Annotated in this window: 7 protein-coding genes; 1 reads left to right on the plus strand and 6 read right to left on the minus strand. The window is 70.6% G+C overall.

The features are described from left to right. The first annotated feature begins 19 nt into the window (after positions 1–19). Positions 20–2,302 (plus strand): catalase, encoded by a 2,283-nt coding sequence (locus ACGFMP_RS14290; protein ID WP_393672530.1) that lies wholly within the window; start codon positions 20–22, stop codon positions 2,300–2,302. A gap of 404 nt (positions 2,303–2,706) precedes the next feature. Here ACGFMP_RS14290 and uvrA read toward each other — a convergent pair whose 3' ends face one another. The 6 genes from uvrA to ACGFMP_RS14320 all read right to left on the minus strand — a co-directional run bounded on the left by uvrA (position 2,707) and on the right by ACGFMP_RS14320 (position 12,019). Beyond that, positions 2,707–5,202: an excinuclease ABC subunit UvrA gene (uvrA, locus tag ACGFMP_RS14295; protein ID WP_393672532.1), complete on the minus strand. Its 2,496-nt coding sequence runs from the start codon at positions 5,200–5,202 to the stop codon at positions 2,707–2,709. Positions 5,203–5,666: 464 nt separating this feature from the next. Further along, positions 5,667–8,267 carry a glycosyl hydrolase gene (locus tag ACGFMP_RS14300; RefSeq protein WP_393672533.1) on the minus strand — a complete coding sequence of 867 codons (2,601 nt, stop codon included), beginning with the start codon at positions 8,265–8,267 and terminating at the stop codon, positions 5,667–5,669. A 200-nt stretch (positions 8,268–8,467) separates the two neighbouring features. Then, positions 8,468–8,755: a hypothetical protein gene (locus ACGFMP_RS14305; protein WP_393672534.1), complete on the minus strand. Its 288-nt coding sequence runs from the start codon at positions 8,753–8,755 to the stop codon at positions 8,468–8,470. Positions 8,756–8,899: 144 nt separating this feature from the next. Beyond that, positions 8,900–9,604, minus strand: a complete 705-nt coding sequence (locus tag ACGFMP_RS14310; protein ID WP_393672535.1) for a GNAT family N-acetyltransferase — start codon at positions 9,602–9,604, stop codon at positions 8,900–8,902. Positions 9,605–10,597: 993 nt separating this feature from the next. Further along, complete coding sequence (locus tag ACGFMP_RS14315; protein ID WP_393672536.1) at positions 10,598–11,425, minus strand: MIP/aquaporin family protein; 828 nt, start codon at positions 11,423–11,425, stop codon at positions 10,598–10,600. A 93-nt stretch (positions 11,426–11,518) separates the two neighbouring features. After that, on the minus strand, positions 11,519–12,019 hold the full coding sequence (locus ACGFMP_RS14320; RefSeq protein ID WP_393672537.1) for a carboxymuconolactone decarboxylase family protein: 501 nt from the start codon (positions 12,017–12,019) through the stop codon (positions 11,519–11,521). Positions 12,020–12,065 lie beyond the last annotated feature (46 nt).

Consider the following 12,065-nt stretch of genomic DNA (forward strand, 5'->3'; position numbering starts at 1 on the left):
CCCCGACGATCGGAACCTCGTGAGCGCCAAGAAGAAGAATCCCGTGACGGCTGCCGCCGACAAGGTCGTCGAGAAGGTCCAGGAGGCCGCGCACCCGGGGAACGAGATCCCGGGCTCCCCCGGCCCGCAGGCGCCCTCCCTGGCGGAGCCGACCGAGCCGGCGGGACCGCTGCCGCCGAAGCCGGACCAGCGCGGGCCGGAGACCTACAGCCCCACCGGCCAGCCGACGCGGACCGCGCAGGCCAGGGTCGCGCAGGGCGGTGAGTTCCTCACCACGGCGCAAGGCACACGGCTGCACGACACCGACCACTCGCTCAAGGCCGGCCCCCGCGGGCCGGTACTGCTGCAGGACCACCACCTGCGGGAGAAGATCACCCACTTCGACCACGAGCGCATCCCCGAGCGGGTGGTGCACGCGCGCGGGGCGGCGGCGCACGGCGTCTTCACCGGCTACGGCACCGCCGAGGGGATCAGCAAGGCCGCCTTCCTCGCCAAGGACGCCGAGACACCGGTCTTCGTCCGCTTCTCGACCGTGCTCGGCTCGCGCGGCTCCGCGGACACCGTCAGGGACACCAGGGGCTTCGCGACGAAGTTCTACACCGCCGAGGGCGTCTTCGACCTGGTCGGCAACAACATCCCGGTGTTCTTCATCCAGGACGCGATCAAGTTCCCCGATGTCATCCACGCCGGCAAGCCGCACCCGGACCGGGAGATCCCGCAGGCGCAGAGCGCCCACGACACCTTCTGGGACTTCGTCACCCTGCACACCGAAGCGACCCACCACACGCTGTGGAACATGTCCGACCGCGGCATCCCGCGCTCGTACCGCATGATGGAGGGCTTCGGCGTCCACACCTTCCGCCTGGTCAACGCCGAAGGCGCCACCACTCTGGTGAAGTTCCACTGGAAGCCGAAGCTCGGCGTGCACTCCCTGGTGTGGGAGGAGGCGCAGATCACCGCGGGCATGGACCCCGACTTCCACCGGCGCGACCTCGCGGACGCCATCGAGGCCGGCGCCCACCCGCAGTGGGAGCTGGGGGTGCAGACCTTCCCCGACACCGAGGACCAGATGTTCCACGGGATCGACCTGCTGGACCCGACGAAGATCGTGCCCGAGGAGCTGGCCGAGGTCCGGCCGATCGGGCTGATGACACTCGACGCCAACCCCTCGAACTACTTCGCCGAGACCGAGCAGGTCGCCTTCCACGTCGGCCACCTCGTCCCCGGCATCGACCTCACCGACGACCCGCTGCTGCAGGGCCGCCTCTTCTCGTACCTCGACACGCAGATCAGCCGGCTCGGCGGTCCCAACTTCGGCCAGCTGCCGATCAACCGCACCCACGCGCCGGTCAACGACATGCTGCGGGACGGCATGCACCAGACCGCCGTGCACAGCGGGGTGGCGCCCTACCGCCCCAACTCCCTCGACGGCGGCTGCCCGTTCGTGGCGGGCGCCGACACCGGCGCCTACATCGAGGTACCGGCGGAGGTGCAGCGGGGGCCCAAGGTCCGCGCGGCGGCCGCCTCGTTCGACGACCACTTCAGCCAGGCCCGGCTGTTCTGGCTGAGCATGACGCCCACCGAGCGCGAACACATCGTCGCCGCCTACGCCTTCGAGCTGAACAAGTGCTGGGAGCAGGCGGTCAAGGAGCGGGCGCTGCTCGTGCTTGCCAACATCGACGGCGATCTGTGCGCCCAGGTCGCCGCCGGCCTCGGGCTGCCCGCGCCCGAGGCGACCGTGGCCCTGGCCGACCCGCAGCCCAGTCCCGCGCTGTCCCAACTGGGCGGCCGGTGGCCGGTGGACGGGCGGGTCGTGGGCATCGTCACCGCGGGCGGCGCGGACCTGGCCGACGTGCGGCAGGTCCGCAGGGCGGCGCTGGACGCCGGCATGGTCCCGCTGGTCGTCGCCGCGGCCGGCGGGACCCTCGACCAGGACGGCGACCCCGTCACCGTGCAGCGCACCTTCGCCACCGCCCGCTCCACCGAGTTCGACGCCATCGTGATCGCGGGCGCGCCCGTTCCCGGCGCCGACGCCTACGGGGCCCGCGACGCCAAGGTCGACGACGACGCCGCGGCCACCACCGGTCTCGACCCGCGGGTGCTGCTGCTGGTCACCGAGGCCTACCGGCACGGCAAGGCCCTGGGCGTCTGGGCGGACGGCGCAGACATCCTCGAAGCGGCCGGCATCGCGCCGGAGGCGCCCGGAGTTGTGACCGCCACCGATCCCGGCGCCGCACTGGACGCCCTCACCGAACTCCTCACCCGCCACCGCGTCTGGGACCGCTTCACCCCGGCCGTCTGAGCCCGCGCCCCGCGGCTCCCGCCCCGCGGGGCGGGAGCCGCGGCCACCCGCGAGGAGAGACGGCCACCTGTCAGGCTCCGGTACCGCACGTGCCGATGCCCGAAGCGCTTGGCCGCAGGTCCGAGTCCTGCCGGGGCGCCCGCCCGCTTCCCTCACCCGACCACGGGGGAGGCGCGTTTGTGCGGGTCGGACACCCTCACGCGATCGCCCCGGTTGCGCTGAGGGCCCGCCCTGCCAGGACTCAGCGGTGGCACATGTACGGCCATCGCGGTGTCCCTGCCGCCTGCCAGTCGGCAGGCCGGCTGCGGGCGGGGCGCCGGCGCCCCGAACCGCGGTCCCGGGGCGCGTGCTGCCTGCGCGGTCACGCGCAGCGGCCGGGCCGCACCGAACCCGGCGGCCGGTGCTCAGCCCCTCGCGCCGTCGTCAGGAGGGTCGAGCCGGGCCGCGAGGTAGGGCGCGGTGGCGCTGCGGCGGGCCTTCGCGACCTTGGCCGGCGGGCCCGCCGCGACGACGCGCCCGCCCGCGTCGCCGCCGCCCGGCCCGAGGTCGATGACCCAGTCGGCCGTGGCGATCGTGTCGAGGTCGTGCTCGACGAGGACGACCGTGTTGCCGGCGTCGACGAGCCGGTGCAGCTGCCTCAGCAGCAGCGCGATGTCCGCGGGGTGCAGCCCCGCCGTCGGCTCGTCGAGCAGGTAGAGGGCGTGCCCGCGGCGGGCCCGCTGCAATTCGGTGGCCAGCTTGATGCGCTGCGCCTCACCGCCGCTGAGTTCCGTCGCGGGCTGCCCCAACCGCAGGTAACCCAGTCCCACCTCGCGCAATGTCTCCAGACTGCGGGAGGCGGCCGGGACTGCGGACAGGAAATCGGCGGCGGCGTCGACGGACAGTCCCAGCACGTCCGCGATGTTCTTGCCGCGGTAGGTGACTTCCAGCGTCTCGGCGTTGTACCGGGCGCCGTGGCAGGTCGGGCACGGCGCGTAGGTGCCGGGCAGGAAGAGCAGTTCCACCGCGACGAACCCTTCGCCCTGGCAGGTCTCGCACCGCCCTTCGGGCACGTTGAAGGAGAACCGCCCGGCCGAGTAGCCGCGCGCCCTGGCCGCGTCCGTCCCCGCGTACAGTTTGCGCACCGCGTCGAACATCCCTGTGTACGTGGCCAGGTTGGACCGGGGAGTCCGGCCGATGGGCCGCTGGTCGACCCGGACCAGCCGGTCGAACGCCTCGACCCCCGAGGCGTCCCGCACGTCGATCTCCAGTCGCGCCTCGTCGGGCTCCTCCGGCTCCTCGGGTACGAGTCCGAGGTGGCCGCGGACGACCTCGGCGAGGACCTGCGTCACCAGCGTCGACTTTCCTGAACCGGACACGCCCGTCACCGCCGTCAGGACGCAGAGCGGGACGTCGACGGACACGTTGTCCAGGTTGTGGCGTGAGACGCCCCTCAGGCGCAGCCAGCCGTGCGGCGTGCGCGGGCGGTGATCGAGCGGCTGGGCGCGCCCGAACAGGTACTGGCTCGTGGCCGACTCCCCGACCCGCTCAAGACCGGCGACCGGGCCGCTGTACAGCACGCGTCCGCCGCCCTCCCCCGCGCCGGGGCCGATGTCGACCACCCAGTCCGCCCGCCGTACGACGTCCATGTCGTGCTCCACGACGAACAGCGAATTGCCCGCCGCCTTCAGGCGGTCCAGCACGTCCAGCAGCGGTTCCGCGTCGGCCGGATGCAGGCCCGCGGAGGGTTCGTCGAGGACGTAGACGACACCGAACAGCCCCGAGCGCAGTTGGGTGGCGATCCGCAGCCGCTGCGCCTCGCCGGGCGACAGGGTCGTCGAAGGGCGCCCGAGGCTGAGGTATCCGAGGCCCAGGTCGAGTAGTACGTCGACGCGCGCGACGAGATCGCCGCAGATCCGGACCGCGACCTCGGTCGTCTCCCCTGAGCGGGCGGTCGACGTGGTGGCGTCGGCCTCGGAGCGCGCCGCGACGGGCCGCAGCAGCGCCACGGCCTCGGTGAGCGGCATCGCGTTGACCTCGGCGATGGAACGTCCGGCGAAGGTCACGGCGAGCGCCTCGGGCCGCAGCCCGCTGCCGTGGCACTCGGGGCAGGGCACACTCCTGACGAACCGGAGCGCCCGTTCGCGCATCCTGTCGCTCTTGGAGTCCGCGAGGACGTGCATGACGTGCTTGCGGGCACTCCAGAACGTGCCCTGGTAGCCGTAGTCGACGCGGTCCCGCTCCGGCTCGATGTACACGGAGGGCTGCTCGTCGGTGTACAGCAGCCAGTCCCGGTCCTTCTTCCTGAGCCTGCGCCACGGCCGGTCGATGTCGATCCCGAGGCCGCTCACGACACTGCGCAGGTTGGCGCCCTGCCAGGCGCCCGGCCACGCGGCGATCGCCCCCTCGCGGACGCTCAGCGAGGGGTCGGGGACCAGCAGGTCCTCGGCGACGTCGTGCACGACCCCCAGCCCGTGGCACACCGGGCAGGCACCGGCCGCGGTGTTGGGCGAGAAGGACTCGGCCTCCAGCCGTGCGGCCCCGGGCGGATAGGTGCCGGCGCGGGAGTACAGCATGCGCAGCAGGTTGGACAGCGTGGTGATGGTGCCGACCGACGAGCGCGAGCTGGGCGCCCCGCGTCGCTGCTGCAGGGCCACGGCCGGCGGCAGTCCGGTGATCTCCCGCACGTGCGGTGCACCGACCTGCTGCAGCAGCCGTCGGGCGTACGGTGCCACGGACTCGAAATAGCGCCGCTGGGCCTCCGCGTAGAGCGTGCCGAACGCGAGCGAGGACTTTCCCGAACCGGAGACGCCGGTGAAGGCGACCATCGCGTCCCGCGGAACGTCGACATCGATGTTCCGCAGGTTGTTCTCACTGGCGCCCCGGACATGCACGAAAGGGTCGGTCGCGTCCTTGTCCACCGCTCCTGATTACCCCATCGCGCCGGAAACCGCGCGACAGGGCCGTCACCAGGACCTCACACCAGCATCCGAACCACCCCGGATCCCATTTCGATACACGGCCCAGCGTGATCTTTCACCTGTACGGCGGGGCCCGCGGCAGCCGGATGCCGACGTCGGACACACCCTGGTGTCAACCGCATCCCGCCGCCGGCGACCACCCGCACCCGCTGGTCCTCCAGGCAGCGGCCGCCTTCGTCCGCGCCTGTGGCGTGGGAGATGCTCGCCGACGGCTCCCACGATACCGACGCGCCGATTACCACGCCCTTCGCTCCCAGTCCTCCTGCTGACGGCTGGATCACCATCCGTCCCCTCCGCAGGCGCGGCTGGAAGAGCAGCTCCACCCGCGGTTCTATGTGCGGAAAACAAGGGCCCCGGCGACCGCGCAGGCGACCGCCGGGGCCCTCAAGGAGTGGGCCGGAGTGCTACCTCAGCGCGATCGAGTAGATTCCGCGGCCGTGGGTGGCGGCGTAGATCCGCCCGTCCGGGCCGGTTTTGAGCTGGAGGACGGCCACGGCCGGCAGGTTGCCGACACGGCTCCAGGTGGTGTGGTGCGGGGCGCGGTAGACGACGCCGAGGTCGGTGGCCAGGGCCAGTCCACCGCCGGGCAGGGCCAGCAGGGAGTCGGTGGGCACGTCGGGCAGGTTGGCGGAGACGTCCTTCCACTTGGTGCCGCCGTCGGTGGACTCGAAGACGTGGCCGATGCCGGCGCCGGGGCCTTCGGTCCAGTGGCGGGAGAAGCCGTTGACGGCAAGGTAGACGTGGTCGGAGTTGGCCGGGTCGATGGCCAGGCCGGCCAGGTAGCGGTTGGGTACGGTGCCGTCGGCGCCGGTGGCGGGCAGGCTGACCTGGTGCCAGCCGGTGCCGTCGGCGTTGCCGACCGCGATGCCGCGGGTGAAGCCCTGGTTGTTGCAGGGCCCGCACCAGGCGGCGTAGACCTTGCCGCCCTGGGCTGCCACCGCGGTGGCGGTGTGGCCGTCGCCGAGGTCGAAGGCGTCCGTCCACTCGTCGCCGCTGCGGATGGCGTATCCGTGGGTCTGGACCCAGACGTGCTGGCCGCCGGCGATCCAGGTGCTGCTGTTGCGGGTGTCCGTGGTCAGCGGGGCAATGAAGCGGGCGGCGCCGGTCTCGTTGTCGGGCGGGGCGACGTCGTAGCTGGTGACCTTGGTCGGGTCGTCGACCCAGGCTCCGTTGTTGACCGCGCAGTTCTGGGTGACGTTGACGGCGAGATAGACGTATTCCTGGGCGATGTTGCAGCCGTTGGCCGGGTCGGTGAGGGTGTCACCGCCGTCGCCGCCGAAGTTGGAGCCCATCACCTTGTCGCCGGGCCGCAGGATGGACTGGCCGTTGTCCTGCAGGCCGCCGTTGAACGACACGCCGTGCTTGGCGGGGTCGGTGCCGATGCCCACGGAGTAGTACTGGAGGGTGTCGATGGTGCCGTCGTTGGTGGACACCCAGTCGGTGGCGTGCCCGTCCGCGTCGGTTTGCCCCCTGAGCGGGCGCTTGTAGACGCCGCCGTCGTTGCCCACGTAGACGTACGCCTTGCCGTGGTTGCTGCCGATGGTGACCGCGTGCTGGTCGGAGTGGGTGGTGGGATTGCAGTCACCGGTCTGCTTGGCCGGGTCGATGCTCCAGCAGGGGAAGCCGAAGTTCCAGTAGGGGCCCACCGTCGACCAGTTGGCGCCGGTGTCCTTGGTCTCGTAGACCTCTTCAAGGCCGGCGTAGACGTGGTCGGCGTTGGTGGGGTCGACCTGGAGGAATTCGTTGTACCAGGCCTGGACGCCCGGCATGAAGCCCGGCTCGTCCAGCGCGGAGCCGGAGGCGGCCAGCGTCTCGGTGTCCGCGATGCGGGTCCAGCTGCCGAACGGGTCACCGGCCTTGGAGACGTAGATGCCGTCCAGATTGCTGTCCGGGTCGGTGTTCAGCGCGGTCGGGGACTGGTTGATCGCGTAGTAGCGCGAGCCGTCCTTGGACCGGGCGAAGGTCACGTTGCCGACCGTGTCCGCGTCGGTGGGCAGGGCGCCCAGCGAGTTCACGCGGGTCCAGGTGCCGCCGGTCTTGCGGTAGAAGCCGTTGTAGGTGTCGCCGCTGCGCCAGCCGATCGCCAGCAGTACGTTCGACGGGTTCTTTGGGTCGATCGCGACGTCGTTGGCGATGTTCTTGTAGGGCGCGTTCGGGTCGCTCGCCAGCGAACCGCCGGGCAGGTAGGCGGGGTTGGGGGCGAACTCCAGCTTCCACGGGCCGTGCAGATCGGTCGTGGAGTGGCTCCACACGCCGCGGCTCGTCGAGGCCCAGACCTTGTCGCCGCCGAAGCGCAGGGTGTGGATGGTGGTGGAGTCCAGTTCGCCGCCACCGACCCGGTCGTGCGTGGTGAAAGTGCCGTTGTGCGGATGTGCCAGCAGGTACACCCCGCTGCCCAGGTAGGCGTCCGCGTTCGTCGTCGCCTCGCCGGTGCCCAGCCAAAGCCGGCCCCGGCTGTCCAAGGCGAGGGCACCTGTGGCCTGGGAGGGCAGCGCGTCACTGATCGGCTGCCAGTGGCCACCGCCGGTCGCCGACCGCCAGACACCGCCGCCGGCGCTGCCCTCGTAGACGTACCCGTCGTCGTCGGCCGCGAGGGCGGCGGCGCGTCCGGTCACCAGACCCGAGCCACCACTGGAGTTGGAGCTGAAGTCGCGGTAGCGGGGGTCGTCGGAGTTGTACGGCAGGCCGGTCAGGTGTCTCCAGCTGCCGCCGTATTCAGGCAGCTTGTTCAGCGCGTCCCACGCGGCGGAGAAGGCTCCGGGGGCGATGGTCCCCGGAGAGGTACGCGCTTCGGCGAACTGGTCGGCACCCTCGGCGATCTCGTCTGACTCCTCGCCGCCGTCGTCGTCGCCACCTCCGTCAGCCGCGGTGACGGTGGCGCTGAACGCCCGTGGATGGGTGGCCGGATGCCCGGGCGCGGCCCCGGCCGGTATCGCGAACAACGCTGCCAGCGCGGTGACGGCCGAGATCGTCAGCCAGTGTCTCTTGCGGGATCGTGCGTGCACGGAGTCTCCCCAACGAACGTGGATGTGGACCGTTCGAAGCCACACGATCACGTCCGCAGGCAGCAAAGCGCCCGAGAGAAAAGAGATTTGGGCAAGATTTTTGACAAGAACCTGCCATCGCGAGCCAGGCTCGGAGGGTGACCGGGAGAAGCATGCCGGCCCCTGCCCCGACACGATCCTGCGCCGGCACCGCGACCTGCTCAAGTGACGCCAGGCTGCCACCTGCGTACCGAAGGGGCTTCGCAAGGCTCGACACGATGTCCGGGCGGAAGCAGCCGCCGTTCACGGTGATGGGCAAGGACGAACTGCGCTTCCTGATCCAGCTGATCGGCGAGCGAGAAACGGTGGCTGATCGGCACCAACGGCGAGGTGCCGGAGCTGGAGGGGGCCGGACCGACCGCCTCGACGTACGAAAACGCGACCGACTCGGCGGCATCCTCCACGGGTACGACCACGCCGCCTGACCGCGCGAGGTGATCGACCGTCACCCGCACAGTGGTAGGTGGAACCGCTTCGTCTTTCGCCCGCCACGAATTCCGTGACCGAGGTCCTCCGCCGTATCGCGGAGGTCCCTGTGCGGTGATCGAGCACACCAGCCGGTGCATCCGCATCCTGGCGCGGCACCGTGCCTGTCAGGCGCCCTCCCCACGGTGCCACCAGGTGATACCTTCACCGATCTGCCGGAAGCCCCTGGCGCTGTAGAGAAGCTTTCCCTCGGGGGTGGCGTTGAGGACGGCGTGCTTCGCACCCGCCTGCCGTGCGGCCGCGCATACGGTGGCCAGCAGGCCGCTTCCCAGGCCGCGCCGTTGGAATCCGGGCCAGACTTCCATGTCGAAGACGCCCGCGAGGTCCCTGTCCCGGAACGACCATGCACGTCCGGCGAATCGGCCGCTCTCCGGGGTGTGGGCGGCTGCGTACCAGGCGATTGGCGGTTGGAGCAAGGAGAGGGCCAACTGGTCCCGGTAGGAGGCGTGTTCACCCCGGTAGTCCAGGCTGTCCTGCTCGAGCCTGACGCGCGGATCCCGCGTCTGGGGGACGTCTGCGAGGTCAGCGGTCATCCACCACGGTGACCAACCCCGTTCGAATCCGGCCTCGGCCAGCGGGGCCGGGTCGACGTCGGTGCCGAGCCAGGCTCCGACTATGCCGCGGCCGCGCGCCCGGTCGACGCCCCGGCGCACTGCCGCTGTCGTGAGTGCCCGCGGGAACATCAGGTTCACTCCGTCGGGACCGTCGGTCCACAGCAGGCCCCCATCGGTCCAGACCCTGCCGCCGAGCTCCGTCGCCCGAATCCGGAACCAGTTGGTCTGCACCCGCTCGCAGTCGGCGACCGTCACCATGGCTGCCATCATGCCAGTCGCCGGGCGTCGCAGTACGAACCCGGGTCCGAACCAGCACCCACACGCGCCGCTTGACGGTTAAGGCCCGGTCGTCGCCTTCTCCACGCTGCCCCTGCCGAAACCTCATTCATGCAGCTCACCGCCGCTTTGAGCCCGCCCCGGGTGAGCATCGAATGCGATTCATTCGAACGCGATCAAGGGAAGGCCAGCTCAACATGAACACGTTCGGAAAGGCCGTCCCCTTCCAGTTCCGCAGGAGCGCCGCGGTCAACACCACCGGCCTCTTCTTCTGCGAACCCGACGACCTGCAGCAGGCGTCGGGCTGAGGTGCGTCCGCCGCGACGTCACAAGATCGCCTCTGCCGGACTAACAGGGCCTGGACCTGGCAGGATGCCTGAGTGCACATATCCAAGGTGGTGGGCTGCGTGGGCGTGCTGGTCGCTCTCGCAGGATGCGGTGGCCCAGCGGGTGCTGCCCCAGTCCCGGCTCACAAAGCGCGTGTGGAGGCGACGGCTTCGATGGAACCGAACTCGATGAGTGTGCTGGTGACGTTCGTCGGGGGGCCGGCCGACGGGCGGACTGAGTACTTGCCCCTCGACCAGGCGACGGGGAAGGTCACTGTCTCGGGCGTGACCTATGAGGGCAACCACGTCCCGCCAGGGGAAGTGGAGGACACTCCGGAGGGTGCGGCTGAGGTCATGCGGCCTGTCTGACGATCCGGCGGCGATCGAGCGGCCCCCCGGTCCGGACTCGCTGCCTGAGGACGGCGTCGGGGGAACCTTTCGGTGGGTGGTCCTGCCCGGCTGGGCTGGACCTGTGGGGCTCGTGGCGGATCCGGGGCCGGGTTCCTCGAACACGGCACCCGGCGGCTGCCCACCACCGGCGTCACCGCCCACCCCACCCGGGAGTGGGCGGTTCAGCAGGCCCGGAACCTGACCGCCGACCTCGTCACGCGCATGGACTCCCCACGCTTCCTGCCGCGTGACCGCGACTTCAGCCGGCGTTGTGTCGGACCTTTCGATCCGTATGGGGGAGCGTGCCGACGGACCGGAATCCCTCAGGAATCGCCGATGCGACGGCTTGCGCCCTTTGCGCACGTGACCGCAGTCGAGCGAGACAGTGGTGGAAGCAGGCTCCCAACACGGCCCCCAGGATCGGGGCGACCAGGTAGATCCACAGATCGGTGCCCTGTCCGGCCATTGCCGCGGGACCGAACTGCCGGGCGGGATTGATCGATCCGCCGCTGCGTGGTCCGAGGAGGGCGATCACCAGGGCGACGGCTGAGCCTATGAGGTACGGCAGGAAGCGCGCGCTGCGGGGTCGTGCCACGAACCCCACGGCGACGATGATCGCCGCCATGCTGCCCGCTTCGGCGAGGAAGACCGCCGGCGGCGACCAGTCAGGAGCCGGCGCGATCGCCGCGTAGTCGACCGATGAAACGGAGACGGTGTGTCCCCATGCCGCCCGCGCCAGGACTGTTCCTGTCGCCGATCCCGCGAGTTGGGCCAGGACGTAGGGCACGACGGAGGGGCCGGGGAATGCGCCCATCAACCACAGGGAGACGGTCACGGCGGGATTCATGTGGCCGCCGCTGCGTCTGCCCAGTGGGGTGAGGATCAGCCCGGTGAGGATGGCTCCGCTGAGAACACCGATGACAGCCAGTGCGGCGTCGAGGTCCGCGATGTGGAGGGGGGAGCCCGGATCACGCACCCATCTGACGATCGTCACCGCCAGGAACAGCATGACGGTGGCGAGAACGAACTCGTCAGCGGGGCGCGTGAGGGCCGGTCGGTGGAGGAGTGATAGCACGGGACTCGCCACGATTTCCTGGTCGGGGTGCTGGGCGGGATGGAGCCGTACGACGTGGTGTGGCCGCCGCCGCTGCGAGTGGCGATGTCCGGTCGCGTCGTCGGTTCAGGTGGTGGGCGTGTAGTGGCCCGGGACGAGCCGGGTGGACACGCCGAAGCGGTTCCAGGCGTTGATCGTCGTGATGGCGACGATGAGGCGTGCCAGTTCTCCCTCGTCGAATGCGCCGGCAGCCCTGGCGTACACCTCGTCGGGGACGAAGCCGTCGGTGATCTCGGTTATCGCCTCGGTGAGCTCGATGGCCGCGACCTCCCTGGCTGTGTAGAAGTGCCGCGACTCGCGCCAGGCGTCGAGCTGGATGATCCGCTCCGCGGTCTCGCCGGCTGCCAGGGCGTCCTTGCTGTGCATGTCCAGGCAGAAGGCGCAATGGTTGATCTGGGAGGCGCGGATCTTGACCAGGTTGAGCAGAGGGGGCTCGATGCCGAGCTTGGCGGCGGTGTCCAGGCGGACCATCGCTTTGAAGGCCTCCGGGGCGAGTTTCGCCCAGTCCAGACGGGGGGCGTGCTCGGGGACGCGCTGGGTGCGCTCGTGCGCTTCGTTCGTTGTCATACCTGCAACGCTAAGCATGAAATGGCACTGAGGTAGGATCCATTGC

The organism is Streptomyces sp. NPDC049040, from assembly GCF_043197715.1.
Taxonomy (GTDB): Bacteria; Actinomycetota; Actinomycetes; order Streptomycetales; family Streptomycetaceae; genus Actinacidiphila.